Annotated in this window: 22 protein-coding genes and 1 pseudogene; 19 read left to right on the top strand and 4 right to left on the bottom strand. The window is 60.6% G+C overall.

Annotation, left to right across the window (positions count from 1 at the left end; genetic code table 11):
- Positions 1–140: 140 nt before the first annotated feature.
- From ACZ9IU_RS24385 to ACZ9IU_RS24315, 15 genes are all read left to right on the top strand, one after another.
- Entirely contained in the window at positions 141–344 is a 204-nt protein-coding gene (locus tag ACZ9IU_RS24385; protein WP_040125515.1) for a hypothetical protein, read from the top strand.
- 341 nt (positions 345–685) lie between these two features.
- Complete coding sequence (locus tag ACZ9IU_RS24380) at positions 686–853, top strand: hypothetical protein (protein WP_157885339.1); 168 nt, start codon at positions 686–688, stop codon at positions 851–853.
- 6 nt (positions 854–859) lie between these two features.
- On the top strand, positions 860–1,033 hold the full coding sequence (locus tag ACZ9IU_RS24375) for a hypothetical protein (RefSeq protein ID WP_157885340.1): 174 nt from the start codon (positions 860–862) through the stop codon (positions 1,031–1,033).
- A 176-nt stretch (positions 1,034–1,209) separates the two neighbouring features.
- Entirely contained in the window at positions 1,210–1,446 is a 237-nt protein-coding gene (locus ACZ9IU_RS24370; RefSeq protein ID WP_157885341.1) for a hypothetical protein, read from the top strand.
- Positions 1,447–1,599: 153 nt separating this feature from the next.
- Positions 1,600–2,622: an ABC transporter substrate-binding protein gene (locus ACZ9IU_RS24365; RefSeq protein ID WP_040125516.1), complete on the top strand. Its 1,023-nt coding sequence runs from the start codon at positions 1,600–1,602 to the stop codon at positions 2,620–2,622.
- Positions 2,623–2,624: 2 nt separating this feature from the next.
- Positions 2,625–3,659, top strand: coding sequence for a FecCD family ABC transporter permease (locus ACZ9IU_RS24360; protein ID WP_244447587.1), 1,035 nt, complete (start codon positions 2,625–2,627; stop codon positions 3,657–3,659).
- On the top strand, positions 3,656–4,417 hold the full coding sequence (locus ACZ9IU_RS24355; protein WP_040125518.1) for an ABC transporter ATP-binding protein: 762 nt from the start codon (positions 3,656–3,658) through the stop codon (positions 4,415–4,417). Before ACZ9IU_RS24360 ends, ACZ9IU_RS24355 begins: the two co-directional genes overlap by 4 nt.
- A gap of 239 nt (positions 4,418–4,656) precedes the next feature.
- Positions 4,657–5,202 (top strand): RNA polymerase sigma factor, encoded by a 546-nt coding sequence (locus ACZ9IU_RS24350; RefSeq protein WP_040125519.1) that lies wholly within the window; start codon positions 4,657–4,659, stop codon positions 5,200–5,202.
- Positions 5,199–5,636, top strand: coding sequence for a hypothetical protein (locus ACZ9IU_RS24345; RefSeq protein ID WP_040125520.1), 438 nt, complete (start codon positions 5,199–5,201; stop codon positions 5,634–5,636). Before ACZ9IU_RS24350 ends, ACZ9IU_RS24345 begins: the two co-directional genes overlap by 4 nt.
- A complete protein-coding gene (locus ACZ9IU_RS24340; RefSeq protein WP_040125521.1) occupies positions 5,633–6,082 on the top strand; it encodes a periplasmic heavy metal sensor in 450 nt (149 codons plus the stop codon). Before ACZ9IU_RS24345 ends, ACZ9IU_RS24340 begins: the two co-directional genes overlap by 4 nt.
- 75 nt (positions 6,083–6,157) lie before the next feature.
- A complete protein-coding gene (locus ACZ9IU_RS24335) occupies positions 6,158–7,657 on the top strand; it encodes a DUF1800 domain-containing protein (RefSeq protein ID WP_040125522.1) in 1,500 nt (499 codons plus the stop codon).
- Positions 7,658–7,659: 2 nt separating this feature from the next.
- Positions 7,660–8,883: a DUF1501 domain-containing protein gene (locus tag ACZ9IU_RS24330; RefSeq protein WP_040125523.1), complete on the top strand. Its 1,224-nt coding sequence runs from the start codon at positions 7,660–7,662 to the stop codon at positions 8,881–8,883.
- Positions 8,884–9,023: 140 nt separating this feature from the next.
- Positions 9,024–9,425 carry a hypothetical protein gene (locus tag ACZ9IU_RS24325; RefSeq protein ID WP_040125524.1) on the top strand — a complete coding sequence of 134 codons (402 nt, stop codon included), beginning with the start codon at positions 9,024–9,026 and terminating at the stop codon, positions 9,423–9,425.
- Positions 9,426–9,580: 155 nt separating this feature from the next.
- Positions 9,581–9,883: a GCG_CRPN prefix-to-repeats domain-containing protein gene (locus ACZ9IU_RS24320; protein ID WP_080719385.1), complete on the top strand. Its 303-nt coding sequence runs from the start codon at positions 9,581–9,583 to the stop codon at positions 9,881–9,883.
- A gap of 213 nt (positions 9,884–10,096) precedes the next feature.
- Complete coding sequence (locus tag ACZ9IU_RS24315) at positions 10,097–10,282, top strand: hypothetical protein (RefSeq protein WP_040125526.1); 186 nt, start codon at positions 10,097–10,099, stop codon at positions 10,280–10,282.
- 25 nt (positions 10,283–10,307) lie between these two features.
- On the opposite strand, the gene ACZ9IU_RS24310 is transcribed toward ACZ9IU_RS24315, so the two are convergent.
- On the bottom strand, positions 10,308–11,993 hold the full coding sequence (locus tag ACZ9IU_RS24310; RefSeq protein WP_477490369.1) for an acyltransferase: 1,686 nt from the start codon (positions 11,991–11,993) through the stop codon (positions 10,308–10,310).
- A 252-nt stretch (positions 11,994–12,245) separates the two neighbouring features.
- Here ACZ9IU_RS24310 and ACZ9IU_RS24305 point away from each other — a divergent pair, with 252 nt between their 5' ends.
- Positions 12,246–12,983: a FadR/GntR family transcriptional regulator gene (locus ACZ9IU_RS24305; RefSeq protein ID WP_080719407.1), complete on the top strand. Its 738-nt coding sequence runs from the start codon at positions 12,246–12,248 to the stop codon at positions 12,981–12,983.
- Positions 12,984–13,323: 340 nt separating this feature from the next.
- On the opposite strand, the gene ACZ9IU_RS24300 is transcribed toward ACZ9IU_RS24305, so the two are convergent.
- The gene (locus ACZ9IU_RS24300; RefSeq protein ID WP_040125528.1) at positions 13,324–14,379 is read right to left on the bottom strand and encodes a Fic family protein; all 1,056 of its coding nucleotides are present in this window, start codon (positions 14,377–14,379) and stop codon (positions 13,324–13,326) included.
- Positions 14,380–14,604: 225 nt separating this feature from the next.
- Here ACZ9IU_RS24300 and ACZ9IU_RS24295 point away from each other — a divergent pair.
- Together ACZ9IU_RS24295 and ACZ9IU_RS24290 are read left to right on the top strand one after the other, a co-directional pair.
- Positions 14,605–14,736 (top strand): annotated as a pseudogene (locus ACZ9IU_RS24295) (integrase); the annotation flags it as partial.
- A gap of 24 nt (positions 14,737–14,760) precedes the next feature.
- Entirely contained in the window at positions 14,761–14,898 is a 138-nt protein-coding gene (locus ACZ9IU_RS24290; RefSeq protein ID WP_173426782.1) for a hypothetical protein, read from the top strand.
- A 268-nt stretch (positions 14,899–15,166) separates the two neighbouring features.
- Here ACZ9IU_RS24290 and ACZ9IU_RS24285 read toward each other — a convergent pair whose 3' ends face one another.
- A complete protein-coding gene (locus tag ACZ9IU_RS24285; protein ID WP_157885342.1) occupies positions 15,167–15,661 on the bottom strand; it encodes a hypothetical protein in 495 nt (164 codons plus the stop codon).
- A gap of 421 nt (positions 15,662–16,082) precedes the next feature.
- Here ACZ9IU_RS24285 and ACZ9IU_RS24280 point away from each other — a divergent pair, with 421 nt between their 5' ends.
- Entirely contained in the window at positions 16,083–16,322 is a 240-nt protein-coding gene (locus ACZ9IU_RS24280) for a helix-turn-helix domain-containing protein (protein ID WP_080719386.1), read from the top strand.
- Positions 16,323–16,713: 391 nt separating this feature from the next.
- Here the strand turns inward: ACZ9IU_RS24280 and ACZ9IU_RS24275 are convergent, their stop codons facing one another.
- On the bottom strand, positions 16,714–17,511 hold the full coding sequence (locus ACZ9IU_RS24275) for a discoidin domain-containing protein (RefSeq protein ID WP_040125529.1): 798 nt from the start codon (positions 17,509–17,511) through the stop codon (positions 16,714–16,716).
- Positions 17,512–17,521 lie beyond the last annotated feature (10 nt).

The following is a 17,521-nucleotide window of genomic DNA, read 5'->3' as shown; positions in this document are numbered from 1 at the left end:
ATGGATCGGCTCCCGCGAAAGAGCGGGAGCCGGCGCCGGCGGCGCAAGCGGATGATCCCCGCGTGTTCAGTCCGCTGCTCGCTGATTGGAACCGAACGGCGGCTTGAAGCTTTGAACCGCGCAGACTTCGGAGGATGAAGATGGACGAAGATACTTTTGCGCAGCTCAGCTCGATGAGCCAGAACCTGCAGAAACGCGCCCTCGCGCTGTCCCACCAGGGAAAGGATGCCGATCTTGCGATGCTGATGTCGGCGCAGGCCGTGACAATGGAAGCGGTCAAATCCCTGGGGGAAGCCTTGAACAGGATCAATGGCCCGCTGGGGCTTGGCGCAGCGGGAGACTAGCTTCGCGCTTTCTCTCGTTCGTGCGCGCCGCCTTTTTCAACCGCGTCGCCAATCCGGAACGGAACTTTCAGCCCAGCGGCCGGTTCGGGCACGCAGGAGGAGAACGAGATGCACCGCAAACCCGCCCATCAACACGAACTGGTGTTCTACATTGGGCTCAACGCGGCCCTCGCCTGTTTGATCGCAGCCAGCATCTTGCTCGCGGCAACGATCTGAGCTTCGGTTTGCTCCAAGAAGCCGTCGATCGATGTCGAGCCGGACGGCGCTGTAGGAGCATTGTCCTCTTCGTTTTACGGCAGCTGGCGAAGGAACTATTTGCCGATCCCCCTGTTGGAGCCTTCATGAACGACACGTCCAGAAAAGCCGGCAACAACATGATGAAGTTCGTCGCCACGATCCTGACAGCGGCGCTTGTCATAGGTGCTATCTATTTCTTCTTGCTGACACCCGGACAGCCGACAGGTCCGCAAACACAGCCCTCTCCCCACGCCATTGATCAGACGAACTAACGAACCATGAAGCAACGCGAAACCCCGACGGGTTTGTCGCCCTCGGCAGATCCCGAGCCTCAAAAGAAGCGCAAGGTCGTTGTCGGTCGCGGCTTGGCCATTTTCGTCGCCGGCGTGGCTGTCGCAGCCTTCTGCCTTTACGTCCTCATCGCGCTCTACGGGATCTATGCCAGCACCTAAGCACCGCCAGATTGGGGTTTGCGCCTGATCGTTCATCAGGAGCCGACCGTTCAAATTGCTCCGTTCCGGCTTTGAGATCGGTAACCACCCAACCAGCTAAGCCATCGCATATTCTTGTCATATGATAATTGTGATCAAAATTCGCATCAGAACGAGACGCCGAGGAAACCCCAAAAATGCCCGACCGAATTCCGGGAAATGCGCGTGTGCCAGCCACGGTCCATTGCTGGTCAGAAGATGTCCCAAGCCAGACCTTCGTCTCGTTGGAAAAGGCCCTGGCCTACTGCAAAAAGAATATCGGCGAGCTCCCGGCCATCGAGGTCTTCGTGCATTGCGGACAGGTCCCCGAGCCGATCATCAGCGGTGACGAACTGGCGGCACTGATAAAGGCAAAACGGCGCAACCTGATCTGACGAAGCCTGTTCAGCTGCGGCCAATATCTGCAACGCAGGCGAGGACGCGCCTTGGCCGCATATGAGCTTGCGACATTAAAGGTGACTGCGTTTATCTTGTTATAGCGAGCAAGAACGGCTATTCGCCGTGGCAGACTTGAACCAGGACCTGCCATGCTCATGCTAAAATCCACCTTGACCGCGCTGCTGATCGCTGCAGCATCCAGCTTGACCGTTTCCCCGGCGTTCGCGTCGACGAAATACCCCCTGACCCTCGAAAATTGTGGGGCGCAGGTCAGTTTCCCGAAGGCTCCCGAGCGGGCGATCGGGCTTGGTCAGAACAGCGCGGAGATCCTGCTGCTGCTCGGCCTTCAGGACAAGATGGCCGGTACTGCCTTCTGGCCGAGCAAGGTGCTGCCGCAGCTTGCCGAGGCCAATACGAAGGTCAAGCTTCTGAGCGTCGAATTCCCGACCTTCGAATCGATCCTGGCGGAGAACCCGGATTTCGTAGCGGCCGCTTTGCCAAGCCTGCTCGGCCCAAGCAGCAAGGTCGCCAAACGTGAGGACTTCGACAAGGTCGGCGTCCCGACCTATCTCTCGCCCAGCACCTGCCTCAGCACCAAGGAGGTCAAGGACCAGTACGGCAGCCGCGCGCAACTCTGGAACATGGATCTGCTCTACAAGGAGATCGACGAGCTTTCGCAGATTTTCGATGTCTCCGATCGCGGCCAAGCGCTGATCGCCGACTTCAAGAAGCGTGAAGCGGCATTGCGTGCGAGCGTGGCAAAGGATGGCAAGCAGCTTTCCTATGTCTTCTGGTTCTCAAGCCAGTCGCCCTCATCCGACGCCTATCTGGGAGGCAAGAACGGCGCATCGGGCTTCATCGCCGACCTTCTCGGGGGCAAGAACGCCGTCACCGCCGAAGCCGAATGGCCGACACTCGGCTGGGAAAGCATCATCGCCGCCAATCCGGACGTGATCGTCGTCGCCAACCTGGACCGCAACCGCTGGGAACTCGACAAGCCGGAAGCCAAGATCAAGTTCCTGACCACCGACCCGGCCGTCAGCCAGATCACCGCCGTGAAGAACAAGGCAATGGTGGTGATGGACGGCCAGGCCATGAACCCGACCGTGCGGACGATCTATGGCGCCGAACAGGTGGCCGAACAGCTGAAGGCCCTCGGTCGTCTGAAGTGATCGTGAGGCGCAACCCAGTTCGACAGTTTTCCGCCTTCGCGGCTGTGCTGGTGGCGTCGCTTGCAGCTATCGGGCTTGCCGTCGGCATAAGCGTCGGGATCGGCGATCTGCCGATCCCGCTCGCAACGACCTTTTCAGCCGTCACCAATCGGCTGGGATGGACCGCGGTGGGGCTCAACCGTATCCACGAAACCGTCATCTGGGATTACCGCCTCAGCCGGGCATTGGTCGCGGCGTTCTGCGGCGCGGGCCTTGCGCTGTCGGGAGCGATCATGCAATCGCTGCTGCGCAACCCGCTGGCCGAACCCTATGTGCTCGGTATCTCCGCCGGCTCGTCCACCGGCGCGGTCGCGGTCATCATCCTCGGTGTCGGCGCAGGCACGGTTTCACTCTCGGCCGGGGCCTTTGCGGGTGCCTTCGCCGCCTTCTTCTTCGTCGCACTGCTTTCGAATGGAACCCGCGGCGGCGCGGACCGCACCATTCTTGCCGGCGTGGCCGCGTCGCAGCTCTTCAATGCCTCGACCTCCTACATCGTCACGACATCGGGTAACGCCCAGCAGGCGCGCGACGTGATGTTCTGGTTGCTCGGCAGTTTCGGCGGTGTACGCTGGCCGGAATTGACGCTGGTCTCGATCGTCGTCGGCATCGCGCTTGTGGCCTGCCTGCTCTATGCCCGGGTGCTGGATGCGTTCGCCTTCGGCGACGAGGCGGCGGCGTCGCTCGGCGTCAATGTCGGGCGGGCACGCATCGTTCTTTTCGCGCTGACGGCGGTGATGACCGCGACGATCGTCAGCATGGTCGGCTCGATCGGCTTCGTCGGCCTTGTCGTACCGCATGTGGCGCGCTTCCTAGTCGGGCCGCTGCATGTCCGATTGCTGCCGGCCTGCGCGGTTGTCGGTGCCGTTTTCATGGTGGTGGCGGACATTGCGTCACGCACTCTCATCCCGCAGCAGGTCCTGCCGATCGGCGTCGTCACCGCGCTGGTCGGCGTGCCCTTCTTCTCGATCATCCTCTACCGGTTTCAACGCGCGTCATGAGCATCAAGACCGAGAACCTCACCTGGAAAATTGGCAGGAAGACCATCCTCGACGGCGTTTCCTTCGAGGCACAGCCGGGTAAGACGCTCGGCTTGCTCGGACCCAACGGCTCGGGAAAGACCTCGCTCCTGCGTCTGCTCGCCGGGTTGAAACCGCCGCATTCAGGCTCAATCCTGCTCGAAGGCAAGGATCTCAAGACGATCGGGCGGCGTTCGATCGCAAAGCGGGTCGCCTTCGTCGAACAGCATGCCACCACCAATGCCAATCTGAAGGTCGTCGACGTGGTCAAGCTCGGGCGGTTTCCGCACCGGTCGATATTTTCGGGCTGGACGCTCACCGATGACGAAGCGGTTGAGACCGCGCTTGCGCGTGCCGGGATGGCGCACAAGCGCAACGATCGCTGGCAATCGCTTTCGGGCGGCGAGAAGCAGCGGACCCATATTGCCAGGGCGCTGGCGCAATCGCCGAAGGAACTCATCCTCGACGAGCCGACCAACCATTTGGATATCCAGCATCAGATCGGCCTGATGCGGCTGGTTTCCGGCCTGCCGATGACGAGCATCATCGCGCTTCACGACCTCAATCATGCAGCGATGTTCTGCGACCAACTGATCATCATGCAAAATGGCAGGATCGTCGCGTGCGGGGCGCCGGAAGAGGTGATGACCGAAGCTCTGCTCAGGGACGTATTTTCCGTCGAGGCGCGGGTCGAGGCGTCACCGCATCATTCGCGGCCGCATATTCATTACCTCGTCTGATCATTTCCCTTGCGACGAAAGCGTAACGATCGCGAAGGCGCATGCGCCGCCCCCTCTGTCACGCTCCGGATGCTTGGCAGATTTTCAAGAATTCCAGAGACGGATTTGCCAGGTCGGTGCGTTTAAGCGGTATGGAAGCCAAGGATTGCCTCGACAGGGTTGTCATGAACGTTGTTCATCCTTCGATCGGATAGTGGGATAGATTCTCGCGTGCTGATCGACCGTAAAGAATCGGACTGATGATGGACGACCCTGATGCAGACCTGGTCGAAGGCATAGCTTCGGGCGACCCCCAGGCGATGCGCAAGATGGTGGCGGCAAAACTGCCAAGAATATTGCTGGTCGCGACGCGCATGCTGGGCGACAAGGGCGAGGCGGAAGATGTCGCTCAGGAAACTTTTCTACGCATATGGAAACATGCAGGTGGCTGGCGACAGGGAAGAGCGAAGTTTGACACCTGGGCTCATCGGGTCGTGCTCAACTTATGCTACGACCGACTTCGCCGCCGAAGGGATATCCTCGTCGCGGAGGCTCCGGAGATGGTTGACCATGGCCCGTTGCCCGACGCCGGATTGTTGTCCGACGACCGGGATGGCGAAACGGTGCAGCGCGCACTGCAAAGCCTGGCGCCACGCCAGCGGGAAGCGATCATTCTGGTGTATTATCAGGACATGTCCAATCGCGATGCGGCGGACGTGATGCAAATCAAGGTCGATGCGCTCGAGAGCTTGCTGGCAAGGGGACGCCGAACGTTACGGGTGATCTTGAACGGAGAAATGACATGACCGAGAAAAAAGCACCTTCGATCGATCGCGAAGCCTTTCGGGCCCTGATCGATGCCTATGGATCGAGCCCCCATCGTTGGCCCGACACTGTCAGGGATGGCGCGGTCTCTTTCATGGAAACCGAGGAAGGCCGCGTGCTGATGACGGATGCCGATCAGCTCGACGCGGTCTTATCCCGTCTGCAGTCGCCCTCGCCTTCAACCCGCCTGACGGCCGGCATTCTCGCCGATGGCGAAACATGGCTCGCCAGGAGGACGAGATTGCGTCGCTGGGCGATCAGCGCCGGATTGATCGGGGTCGGGCTTGCCGGCGGCCTGACGGGCGCCGTCGCGGTCGTCGTCGTCACGCCCCCGCCTGCTCTTTCCCTGAACGGCACCATGACCGCGTTCGGCGAATTGCAGTCCGACAGTGAGTGGACGCAGGAGGCACCATGACCGACATCCAATTCAGAAGGCTGGTGATTTCACTGCTTGCGCTCAACACGTTCCTCATCTGTGCGCTTGCAGGTGCCGGGCTGGTCTATCTGAGGACAGACCCGCCGCCCGCCGTTACCCGAATGCCGCTCGCTGGCGAGCAACTCTCCAAGGATGATCGGGAGGCCTTTCAACGCGCCATGAACGATGCTCGCCGCACGGTACGCCAGACTTCACTGGAAGCGCGCCAGGCCCGTATAGAGGCTGCCGCGCTGATGGGCGAACCGGAACTCGACGCAAAGGCTCTGGCAAGTGCGCTGGACCGCGCGCGCCGGGCGGAGATTGCCGTGCGCGCCGCCACCGAAGACCGGGCCGTGGAATTTGCGCAGGGACTGCCTCTCGAAGCCCGCCGGCGGCTGGCCGAGGGGCTGCTGGCCCGCGAGGCTCCCCGTCCAGCCACGAAATGACCGCATTTGGAAAGCGACGGATTTGCCGCCTGCCGCCGTTAAAGAGCCTATGACGAAACGGAGTTCGTATCGGTTATGGCCAATTCCAAAGACATTGACGCCGCCCTGACACTTTGGCGCTTTGGCCTCGGCGCGCGCGAAGGCGATCTGCAGGCGATCAAGGACGACCCCCGCGATCTTCTGCGGCAGGAGGTGGTTGAATGTTATACGCCGACGCCCGTCGGGCCGGCACTGCGTTCCAGCGCCGATCTGCTGATGTCCCTGATCGAGTACAACAAGGAAATTCAGGCCGAGCGCGACCGTCCTGCCGCGGCGCCAATGCCCGGTCCGCAGCCGGTCGCAACAGCCGCCGGCAACGCCATGGAGGCAACCCGCCCCACCGGCGGCATGATGGATCCGGGGGCGATGGCAGCTCCATCCTCGCAACCGGATAAGAAAGCAACACCGGCTTCGAAACGCCCGTATCTTCCCCAGCAGATCCTCATTGCCGAGGCTGATGCCCGGTTCAACGGCACGATACACCAGCCGTTGATCGGTTTCGGCGAACGGCTCGCGATGTTTTGGGCAAACCATTTCGCAATTGCCACCGGCAAGGGCGGCGACGTGCATATCATGGCCGGAGCCTTCGAACGCGAAGCGATACGCCCGCATGTCTTCGGCCGCTTCGAAGACATGCTGCTTGCGGTCGAGAGCCATCCGGCCATGCTGTATTTCCTCGATAACCATCAATCGATCGGCCCGAATTCGCAGGCCAACAAGAACGGAAAACGTGGGCTCAACGAAAACCTCGCCCGCGAGATCATGGAGTTGCACACGCTGGGGGTAAATGGCGGTTACGATCAGGCGGACGTGACATCGCTTGCGCGTATCATCACCGGCTGGACGATCTACCGCGATGAAAAACGTCCCGGCCCGATGGGCAGTTTCGTCTTCAATAGCTCTGCGCACGAGCCCGGCGACCATCCGGTGATGGGGATGACCTATGCCGAGGACGGCGTGGAACAGGGGCGTTCCGCACTTCGCGACCTGGCCCGCCACCCAGCCACGGCCAAACACATCGCCTTCAAGCTCGTTCGGCATTTCGTCGCGGACGAGCCACCGGCCGGTATCGTCCGCAAAGTCGCTGCGGCTTACACGAAGACACACGGCGACCTTTCTGCCGTCTACAAGGCGCTGATCGACAGCGAGGAAGCCTGGAACCCTGAATTGTCCAAGATGCGACCGCCGCTCGACTACGTGGTGGCGATGATCCGGGCAACAGGTCTCAGGCCAAAACCAGAGCAGATCATGTCCACCCTCAACGCACTCGGCCAGCCCTTCTGGAACCCTTCCGGCCCGAACGGTTTCTCGGATGTCACGGATGGCTGGGCTTCGTCTGAAGGTCTTGCCACCCGGATCGACGCCGCCAGCATTTTCGCCCATCAGGCGAGCGGGACAACGGATCCCAGAGAGTTCGTCAAGGACCGGTTGGGACCGCTTCTTTCTGCCGAAACGCTGCAGGCGGTGGCCCGGGCCGAAACCAAGGCGCAGGGCCTGTCGATCGCATTCCTTTCCCCCGAATTTCAGAGGCGTTGATCATGTTGTGCGAACATATTTCCCCGACCCGTCGTGCCGTTCTGGGCGCTTCCGGCGCGCTCTTCGCCTGGGCCTTCATGCCCCGCTTCGCACATGCCGCCGGAGGGCGAGACCCGCGTTTCGTGACGATCATCCTGCGTGGTGCGCTGGATGGCCTGACGGCGGTCCCGCCGATCGGCGATCCCGACTATGAAGCGTTGAGGCAACAGAGCGCCATGCGGATTGATGGCGCCAATCCGGCACTGCCGCTTGACGGCTTCTTCGCCCTGCATCCCTCAATGCGCAATTTTCAGCGTCTTTTCCGTGCGGGGCAGGCGGCCGTCGTGCATGCCAGTGCAACCGCCTACAGGGACCGCTCGCATTTCGACGGGCAGGACGTCCTCGAGTCCGGCTTTCCGTCGCCGGGCCATGTTGAAACCGGCTGGCTCAATAGATTGCTCGAAGGATTGCCGGCGGGTGAAAGGGTGGCGCCAGGCGCCACCGAACGCGTGCGGGGGCTATCGGTCGGAACGACTGCGGCACTTCTCATCCGCGGCAAGGCGCCGGTGCTCGGTTGGGCGCCTTCCATCCTGAAACCGGCCGACGGCGATCTCGCTCCCCGTCTGGCCGATCTCTACGGACAGAAGGATCCGGTTCTCGCCCGCCTTCTCCAGGAAGGGATCGACACCGGGAAAATCGCTTCCGGCATCGACATCAAGGCGCGCGGAGGTCCGGGAGACCCGAACGGCATGGAACAGATGGCAAGAGGCGCTGCCCGGCTGATTGCTCATCCTGAAGGCCCCCGCGTCGCGGCTCTGGCTTTCGAAGGATGGGATACCCACGCTCAGGAAACCGATCGGCTGGCAAAATTGCTGACCGGCCTCGACAACTCGCTTGCCGCGTTCGAGCAGGAACTCGGCCCGGTCTGGAAGGATACCGCGATCCTGGTCGCGACGGAGTTCGGCCGCACGGCCCGCATCAACGGAACCGAGGGCACCGACCACGGCACGGGCACGACGGCCTTTCTGGCCGGCGGCGCGATCCGCGGCGGCCGGGTCATCACCGACTGGCCCGGATTGAAGGAAGCGCAGTTGCGCGACGGCCGCGACCTTGCGCCAACCACCGACATCCGGGCGATCATCAAGGGTGTCGCAAGCGATCTCCTCGGCGCGAACGCCAACCATCTCCGCGACGTGGTTTTCCCCGGCTCGGAAAGCGTTCAGGCGGCAAAGGGTCTGATCGTGTGAAGGCATTGGAACCGGGGCCCCAAGACAGCTATGCCGACATCTGATGATGTTCGAAGCTTTGCAGCTTCTCTGTTCCAAGGGCGTCTGGAACAAACCAAGCCGGTGATTGTTGTTGGCCATCCGCAATCGGAGGTCACGACATGAAACTTCTGGTCATCACGGCCGCAGCCGTTCTTTCGCTGTCGGCTAACCTCACGTCAGCGCAGGAGACGCCCAACGCGTCTCCGGGCACACCACCGCCGGCCGAGGCGGATCGCTCCCCGAAGGCGCCGTCGCCTGTCACTCGAGAACTTGACGCAGACAGGGACGGAAACGAATGGCGGATGGCACCCATGGCAGACCGTTCGCCGCCGCGGGAGCGGGGAGCGCGGTTCCGCATCGAGAACGGCCGGACCACGATCGACCTGCGTTGTGCCGACGGCGAACCGACGAAGGATTGCGCGGATCTTCTCCTGCAGGTGCTGGACCGGCTGCAACGAGGAAACTCCTCATACGATTCCGACTCTCGCGACTACGGCCGGGACCGCTCACGTGATCGCTGAAGCGGGCTAAGATAGCGGATCTTCTCCAAGGCGTTTGAGCTTAAGGCGGCGCGGAAGCGACCACAGAGAAGCTGAAGCACAGATGAATACGGACTTCAGCAACGGTTCAACGACCCTGCCGCAATCTGTCACCGTGTGCACTCTGGAGGAAACCGATGCGCAGGATTATCTTGGCGGCCAGTCTGGCCGCAGCTTGTCTGTTCGGCGGCGCGGCAAACGCCATGCCGATTGGCGACATTGTCGTCCCCGCGAAGCCAATCGCCGAAAAAGTCGATTGGGCTTGCGGCCGTGGTTACCACATGAACCCGTGGGGCGATTGCCGCCCCAACCACTGGCGCCCGCCACCGCCACCGCGCTATTATGGCCATCGGTGGGACCGTCGTGATCGATGGGACGACCGGGGACCGCCGCGCTGGGAAGGCCGAGGTTACTGGCGCGATCGCCGGGACTGGCGTTGAAATGAAAAAGGCCCTTCTGTTCTGCAGAGGGGCTTTTTTCTTGGTCACGCCGGCTGCGATGACCGGTATTACGTCTCCGAGACCGTAGGGCGCGCGCAACGTTCCTCCTCCCCCGCGACAAGTCGAGTTGGCTGCTTTCATTGGATTGAATTTTAGCCATTCCTAACGAACATTTTCGGGTTCGGAATGTTGGGTAGCCAGGAGGAAACGGCCATGAAAAAGGACAGCAATCGACAGGTCAGGATCCCTGGGCCGCGCGATCACGACGTCGCAGAACACTGCCGCAAGAATGGGATGAGGCCGGAAGACGAGAGGAAGATGCTGAGGCTGCTGGGAAAGCACGCCCCTGCCCATGAGATCCACTCGAACTCTCCGCCGCGACCACCGCGGTTCCGTTAACGAGCGGCAATGGCGCTTCAGATGGCTACAGCCCCATTCCCGCCGGCCGCGTCCGATGCACCCCCTTTGGAACGAAAGCGAATTGCTCGGCAATGCCCAACAGGTCCGCAGCAAGGTGCAGCGCCGAAAGCCACATCTCGGTACCCTGCAAGCTTCCTGCCTGACCGTCGGCGAAGGCAAAACCTCGTTTCGGCTGCCACCGGTCCGGCGAATGCAGGATAATGTCCTCGGCCACGGTTTCCGCGTGGCTGCGCATGAAATCCGTTTGTTTGAGGCACAGCCAAAGCGGATGGACCGTGTCGAGCAGATTGCAGGCCGTATAGGTTGGGCCGGAAAAACCACCATTGTTTCGGTAATGCAAAATAACGGAGTTGATCGCGGCTTCGGGAAAAGGAACAGGAATGCCGAACTGGGCATGGGCTCCACGGGTGAGGCGATAAAAGCCGTTGACCGGTTGCAGCAGCCCTTGTTCCGCGGTCGGTTTTCCCCATAACCCGGTCGAACGATCCGCACGGGTCGTCAGCCAGCCAAAGAGGATTTCCTTACCCCTGCCGCTCCTGAAATACCGCGCGTTGAAATAGAGCGCAGTGGCGATAGCGTCCACCCGGTCGCCGCACCACCATGCGCGGGTGCTCCAGGGCAAGGCTTCCAGCCAGTCGCATAGCGCAACGGCATCCATTTCGACGCCGGAGATCGGGTGAGACGGATGGGCGCCGAGTATCTCCAGCGCATAACCGACCGCCAGCACGTTATAGAGAGAAGGAGAATCATCGCGGATGTTCTTCGCAGGACCAGGGGACCGAAACGGATCGGGGAAAAAGCCGGTCGCTGGGTCCTGTAACGCCTGCAGACGAGCGATGATCGCCTTCGCCTCATTCCCCGAAGGCTGTTCTCCAAAACCGGCGGCGATCTCGATCGCATCGCATTCATGCCTGACGCTCATGCGCGCGATGCCGTCGGCGTCCATCGACAGATAGCCGTCCGGTGTCAGATGCTGTTCCCGCACATCCCGCCACTCAGCTTCCGCCACCTTGCTGATCCGCAGCAGCGCCTGCTTCACCTCCGCACGACGCGATTTTCCAGCGGCTGTCGTTTCCCCACGACGGCGCACGACTTTGGCCGGCACCCCCGCCGCGATCGCCAGATCTGGAATGTCCTTGGTTACAACGGCCCCGGCGGCGATAACGGCACCCCTCCCGATCGTCACGCCGTCAAGGATGACCGCATTGGCACCGATCCACACATCATCGCCGATCGTAATCCCGAGTGTCTCGTGAGGCTGATCGTTGATCGGTACGTTCGGATTGTCGAAGCCGTGATTGAAGCCGACGATCGACACCAGCGACGCAATACGCACGCCGTTTCCGCACCGGACCTTTCCGGAGATGCATGCGTATGGGTTGACCGAACAATTGGAGCCGATTTCCACGTCTCCACGCACGAGCGCGTGCCCCGCAATCCAGGAACGATCGCCGAGGATCAGCGATGATGTGAAAATGCGGGCGTCGCTTGCGATGTAAGCGCTGTCTGCGATCTGCGCCCCGGCGGACCGCGCCAGTTTTTCCTTCAGCCTCTTTTGAGGATCGCCTTGGATATCCGCAGGCCTGCGCTCCCAGGGGAGGAATTGCAGCCTGGCTTCCCGATCCATCTCGGATTCGGAAACGTCTTGATGTGTCCGCATCTCGTCACTCGTTTGCACGCCGGTTTCCATGCTCGAAAAAATGCCGACAGGTCGGAATTCGGTGGATCGATGTCATCATACCAATTTTTGACATTCGCCATATTGACGAAATATAGCAGACGAATTTAAGCGTCCAGCTTTTGTTTTCGACCTCCCTCGGCGCTGATCGATGTCTCTAAAGACAAATGGAATTCACTCCCGCATTGATATGAGCCTGAATTTGTCATACACGTGTGATGAATACGGCGCAGACGCGTCGCGTCGTTGCAGCGGGGATTGAGCGTGACAACCCAGATCAAGGATCGGAACAAGGGACCGGGGTCGCTGGTGTCACGGGTCGGGGAAAGTCTTCGGACCGCAATTGCCAGCGGTCAATATTCGCCCGGCGACAAACTCCCAAGCGAAGTCGAACTGACGGAAACCCACGGCGTAAGCCGTACGGTGGTCCGGGAAGCGGTCGCGGCTCTCAGATCGGACGGGCTTGTCGAAGTGAGGCAGGGCGCCGGAATTTACGTGCTCAGCCAGGAGGCCCCCGCCCCTTCCGGCCGAAAAATCGACCGGGCGCGCGTATCGTCCGACCTGGAGGTGCTCGAGGTGCGGGCTCCGCTGGAGATCGAAGCTGCCGGGCTGGCGGCGATGCGCCGGTCTCCGGCGCAGGAAGAAGCAATTTTCGATTGTCATCGGCATATTCTGCAATGCATCGAGCAGAACGAATCGATCCGTGAGGCGGATTTTGCGCTGCATTTTGCCATCGCCGACGCCACGAACAACCCGCTATTCCGGCAACATCTGGAATTTCACGGCACTGCGGCCATTCCGCAATCGCGGGCGACGCCCGGCGAACGGTCCGGTGAACAGACCGCCTACCGCCGCATGATCCATACGGAACATGAAGCGATCGTCGTGGCGATCTCGGATCGCAACGAGGAGGCGGCGCGCAATGCCATGCGAGACCACCTGAGAGGAAGCCAGATCCGCTATCGGGATGTACTGAGGGATTTCAAAGCGTTTTCAAGCTGATGCTCCAGTAGGCCAGCCGCATGGCCGACCCGGCTTTCGGGGCCCAATCCGCTGTGAACAGCACCGAAGGTTGACCGTTTGAAAATGCGGCAAGCGCCTGACTTCACTTGCAAACTCGCAACGAGGGCGGAGACATCATCGGCGACGATCGTGACCACACCCGATCTGCATTTCATCTCAGTAGATCAAGGCTCTACGGGACCGATCATAGGGGTCAACCATCGACGCTGATTCACAGCCTCGATGGCAGTAGCGAAGGCCGGGGGACGATCGGACCGCACCCCGGGGTCCCGTTAACGCCAATTTCAGCTCACTGGCGGTCCGCCATTCATTTTCTTGGTCAGCTCAGGCCGTACCAGGTACCGCGGCCCGCTCCATGAAGGGTTAGATGTCCCTGCTCGTTTAATGCGCGCAGATGATCCTTGACGGTATTTCTGCTTGCACCTGTGGCCTTGGCCGCGTCCATCACGGTCACTCTTCCACGCTCGCGGGCCAATTCGAGAATTGCGATGGACAGCTCCGGCAGATCACCAAGAAGGATGCGCTCGCGTTCGATCTTGCGCTCCAGCTGCTGTTTCTGCCGCTGCAGGCTTCGCAGGAAGAACTCGACCCACGGATTCCAATCCTGCTCATCGGTTTGGATCGTGCCCTGTGTCCGTCGCAGAGCAAGATAATACGCTTCCTTGTTTTGCTCGATGACGCTTTCGAGGGAGCTATAGGGCACATAGGAATAACCGGCCCGAAGCAGGAGCAAGGTGGTCAAGGCGCGCGAGAGCCGGCCATTGCCGTCCTGAAATGGATGGATCTCCAGAAAAACGACGACAAAAACCGCCACGATGAGCAACGGATGAAACGTACCATCCTTCTCCTGAGCCTGTTGCCAGGCCATCAGGTCGGCCATCCGGCCCGGCGTATCGAAAGGCGATGCCGTCGTAAAGACGATGCCAAGGCTATGGCCGTCTTCGTCGAACGCTTCGACATTGTTGGAGAGCGTCTTCCAACTTCCCCGATGCCGCTCATCCTTGGTCGAGTGAATGAGCAGGTCCCGATGGAGTTGGCGGATATGGTTTTCGTTCAGGGAGATCTCTTCGAAAGCGGAAAAGATAGTTTCCGTCACCTCGGCATAGCCTGCGACTTCCTGTTCGTCACGGCTGGTGAAAAAGCCGATGCGCAGATTCGAGAGTAGCCTCTCGACCTCGCGGTCGTTCAGTTTTGCTCCCTCGATACGGGTTGACGATCCGATGCTCTCGATCGTTGCAACCCGGCGCAGGCTGGACAGTCGGTCGGGCGCGATCCGTCCCAACGCTCGCCAGGCGCCTTTGAACTCGTCAATCTCGGCGATCAGCGACAGGATTTCGGGCGTGATGCGCAGTTTGAATAGATCGAGCGCCGGCATCCATTAGTCCATCCATTTCCATCCACAAAGGGTATGGCACAACGGCATCCATTAATCCATCCATTTCCATCCAATAAGCCGGCTTTGAACCAATTGCTGGAAAAGATCGGTCTTCGCGGTCATCGATGCGGTGGCCTATGACAACAGGTCCGGAATGGCGCCGACCATGCTGACGATAGCGATGGCTTTCGGTGGATCGATGAGCTTTGGTGCACGTGATGGGGCGGCTTACGTGACCGGGCCATGCTGCTGATCGGCTTTGCCGGCGGCCTACGCCGTTCGGAGATCGTCGAGCTCGACTGCGGCCGCGACCTAACCGAAGACGGCCGTGGCTGGATCAACATCCTCGACAAGGGATGCTGGTGACGCTACGAAGTCCTGATGCAGATCGGTCGGGAAGCTCTTGCCGAGAGCCGTCTCCTCGGTCTGCCGATCTCTGCCAAGGATCTCGAAACCGAGGCCAAGGATCGGGCGGAACAGAAATACGAAGAACCGGCGCATGCTTCCATGAGGCAGTAATCGCTTCATGCCGGAACTGTCGTGCATTATCCTCGGTGGGCCGAACGGCTCCCGCAAATCATCCGCCTTCGCCAAGCTCAAGCTCGAAGGCGTCTGGAATCGAAGGAGCGCCGAGCATCTGAGATCGCCCTGCGCCAGTCGGCTTTCGTCCGCCCCTCAGGGATGTGTTGGTGCCTCGCTCATCACTGACGCGCCAGAGGCCCGACCAGACGACGAGCGGCTCGCCTCTAAGGCCTGAAACCGGTCCGGGTCATCTTCCCCCTCTTATTTATTCTTTTACTTGCATCGCAGGCGGACCTGCACAAACCCGCACAAGATCGGCAAGGATCATCCGCAGTTCCGGCCACGGCGCTTCCTCTAGGGCAGAGCGTGGATCCTCCGTTTCCAGGAGTGAATGCAGCCTCACCGCGACGCCGGCGACAGATTGAGGCACCGCACTCCACAATTCCTTTGCCAAAGCCTCCTCGACATCTGCGATTTCCTCCTCTGCTTTTTTCGCCCGGGTATATCCGACCCGCCTGTCCGCCTTCTTCCATTCGCTCCGGCTTGCCGCCAACGCGGCCCTTGCTTGCCGCCGCATTTCATCCTGATCAGTGTTCGGCAAAAGACGGTCGATCTCCCGACCGGAATAGGCCCATATGAAACCACAGTCTTCGGAGAGTGGGACTTTGGCGCGGGGGAAACTACCGAATTCTCGAATTAACTCCGTTTCAAGCTTTTGCTGCCGGCGGCAGGCTTCTCCGCAGAGCCTATGGGCAACCATCCAATCTCTCCAAAGTGATACCACCGGATCGCCTTGCTCCGATCTCTCCGTCCCCACCACCGCACCTGCCGGGGCGGGCGCGGCTGCGATCGAAGCCGCAGCACGGGACAGAAAGTTTCTGCGCATGGTCTCGGGGGAGACATCCTTATTCCCGGAGGAGGCCATTGGAACCGCCTCCGATCAAAACGACGTCCGTGAGCATCGCCCCCGGGTACGGCGCAGGTGATTTTCGGCGGGTGATTGCAGACAAAGTTCTGCTATTCTCAGAATCAGCCATGATCCAAGCTCCAAACAGCTAGATTGTGGTCAGGCCAGAGGGGATGTTACCGCATTTCCTTTGGCCGACTGCATCAATGCAGGCCCCAACTATATCGTGTAATCGTGGCGGATCAACAATATTCGCCTAAAATAGGCGATTTTAATGCTGCCGGTTCAATGCAGGATGGCTCGTGCAGCCCTTGGATTAGCTATTGCTGACCTAGCAAAATTAGCCGGTGTCTCCACTAACACCGTCGTTCGCTTCGAAACCGGCGCGGAACTCAAACAATCGACAATTGACGCGCTTCGATCTGTCTTCCAGGATGCGGGCCTCGAGTTCATCGCCGAAAACGGTGGAGGTGCTGGCGTACGATTTTCAAAGCCAGCGGGAACAGAGAAATAAGCGGGCATCACCGTCTCAAAGAGGACACCAGCTCCAGTCGGGATATTGGTTCCGGCTAGATGAGGGCTGTGGCGAGACCGTTTGGCAAAGAAGCAGAGGCCATTCCGCCTGCCTCCCGAAATTATCGTGGACCGAGTGGGGCGGATGCTCCGGCATCCAACGCGGCCTTCTCACTTGCACGCCGGCCTCCTCACGCTGCAACGCCGATGGACGTCCAGGGGAGGGGAGCGCACTTTCTCTCATGTGCATCGATCCGATGCTCGCCTGCGCCTGACTTTACTCGCAACCAGGGCGGGGCCATCATCGGCACCGATCGTCAGCCACCTGATCTGCATTTCATCTCCGTAGATCAAGGCTTTACGCGACCGATCATAGGGAGCAACCTTCGCCGCTAATTCACATAATCCGCCTCGCGTCCCCAGACTTCGATCTGGGTCAGCGCCGGAAAGGGCGACGGGTCGTCGGCCTTGATCAGGCTGTGCAGTCTGATCCATTCCACGGTCTGCTCCCTTACCGGGAAACACTGAGCCGCCCCCGTCTTGACCAGCGAGAAACATGCGGTCTCGGCGTTGGAAAAGGTGACGCTTACTTTTTCCCACCAGGCGTCGTGCGGAAAGTCCGCTCGCAGGTAGAGGACGATTTCGTCGATTTTCACCGGCCGGCCGAAATCGAGCGTCAGCGTCGCCTCGGGATCGCGATTGATCCCCCAGCTCGTGTAGGGCCAGAAGCCATGATCGTCGTTCGCCTTTTCGCCGTCTATGGCGTTGCGCGCGGCGAAGACCGCCTCCCCGCGCGTCTCCACATTCGCCTTGGCGTGTGGGAACACGGAAGCATTGGCGTGGTCATCCCATGGATTGAATGCCAGGTTCCGACGTGCCGCGATTTCGTCCGGCCGCGCCTTGCGCACGCATAATCTATGAATCTTGCCGTCGAAGGCCCGCGGAGAATAGGGAACGCGCTTGGAACCGAAGGGGACCGCGAGCGCATAGGTCGGCCCCTTCATATAGACGATCGCGGGCGTCATCGCGTCGTCGAGGGCGAGCACGAGATACCCCGGCGCGGACGCTTCGACGACAACCTGATCGCCTTCATTGTAGCTATCGCGATAAACGAGATACGCCTCGTCCGTGCCCGTTGCCCTGGCGCGAACCTCGCCCGCCACATCCACGACTTTCAGTGTCAGTTCCATGCTCGTCCTC

The sequence above is a fragment of the Mesorhizobium sp. USDA 4132 genome (assembly GCF_056279545.1).
The sequence above is the reverse complement of the archived record's forward strand: the minus strand, read 5'-3'. Positions and strand labels throughout refer to the sequence as shown.

What these genes read in the sequence shown, in the direction of transcription:
- ACZ9IU_RS24335 (WP_040125522.1), top strand. Translation starts at nt 6,158, where the DNA reads ATGGCCAATTCCAAAGACATTGACGCCGCCCTGACACTTTGGCGCTTT.
- ACZ9IU_RS24365 (WP_040125516.1), top strand. Translation starts at nt 1,600, where the DNA reads ATGCTCATGCTAAAATCCACCTTGACCGCGCTGCTGATCGCTGCAGCA.
- ACZ9IU_RS24310 (WP_477490369.1), bottom strand. Translation starts at nt 11,993, where the DNA reads ATGGAAACCGGCGTGCAAACGAGTGACGAGATGCGGACACATCAAGAC.
- ACZ9IU_RS24280 (WP_080719386.1), top strand. Translation starts at nt 16,083, where the DNA reads ATGCTGCCGGTTCAATGCAGGATGGCTCGTGCAGCCCTTGGATTAGCT.
- ACZ9IU_RS24375 (WP_157885340.1), top strand. Translation starts at nt 860, where the DNA reads ATGAAGCAACGCGAAACCCCGACGGGTTTGTCGCCCTCGGCAGATCCC.
- ACZ9IU_RS24340 (WP_040125521.1), top strand. Translation starts at nt 5,633, where the DNA reads ATGACCGACATCCAATTCAGAAGGCTGGTGATTTCACTGCTTGCGCTC.
- ACZ9IU_RS24330 (WP_040125523.1), top strand. Translation starts at nt 7,660, where the DNA reads ATGTTGTGCGAACATATTTCCCCGACCCGTCGTGCCGTTCTGGGCGCT.
- ACZ9IU_RS24300 (WP_040125528.1), bottom strand. Translation starts at nt 14,379, where the DNA reads ATGCCGGCGCTCGATCTATTCAAACTGCGCATCACGCCCGAAATCCTG.
- ACZ9IU_RS24345 (WP_040125520.1), top strand. Translation starts at nt 5,199, where the DNA reads ATGACCGAGAAAAAAGCACCTTCGATCGATCGCGAAGCCTTTCGGGCC.
- ACZ9IU_RS24285 (WP_157885342.1), bottom strand. Translation starts at nt 15,661, where the DNA reads ATGGTTGCCCATAGGCTCTGCGGAGAAGCCTGCCGCCGGCAGCAAAAG.
- ACZ9IU_RS24290 (WP_173426782.1), top strand. Translation starts at nt 14,761, where the DNA reads ATGCAGATCGGTCGGGAAGCTCTTGCCGAGAGCCGTCTCCTCGGTCTG.
- ACZ9IU_RS24315 (WP_040125526.1), top strand. Translation starts at nt 10,097, where the DNA reads ATGAAAAAGGACAGCAATCGACAGGTCAGGATCCCTGGGCCGCGCGAT.
- ACZ9IU_RS24380 (WP_157885339.1), top strand. Translation starts at nt 686, where the DNA reads ATGAACGACACGTCCAGAAAAGCCGGCAACAACATGATGAAGTTCGTC.
- ACZ9IU_RS24325 (WP_040125524.1), top strand. Translation starts at nt 9,024, where the DNA reads ATGAAACTTCTGGTCATCACGGCCGCAGCCGTTCTTTCGCTGTCGGCT.
- ACZ9IU_RS24350 (WP_040125519.1), top strand. Translation starts at nt 4,657, where the DNA reads ATGATGGACGACCCTGATGCAGACCTGGTCGAAGGCATAGCTTCGGGC.
- ACZ9IU_RS24370 (WP_157885341.1), top strand. Translation starts at nt 1,210, where the DNA reads ATGCCCGACCGAATTCCGGGAAATGCGCGTGTGCCAGCCACGGTCCAT.
- ACZ9IU_RS24320 (WP_080719385.1), top strand. Translation starts at nt 9,581, where the DNA reads ATGCGCAGGATTATCTTGGCGGCCAGTCTGGCCGCAGCTTGTCTGTTC.
- ACZ9IU_RS24275 (WP_040125529.1), bottom strand. Translation starts at nt 17,511, where the DNA reads ATGGAACTGACACTGAAAGTCGTGGATGTGGCGGGCGAGGTTCGCGCC.
- ACZ9IU_RS24385 (WP_040125515.1), top strand. Translation starts at nt 141, where the DNA reads ATGGACGAAGATACTTTTGCGCAGCTCAGCTCGATGAGCCAGAACCTG.
- ACZ9IU_RS24355 (WP_040125518.1), top strand. Translation starts at nt 3,656, where the DNA reads ATGAGCATCAAGACCGAGAACCTCACCTGGAAAATTGGCAGGAAGACC.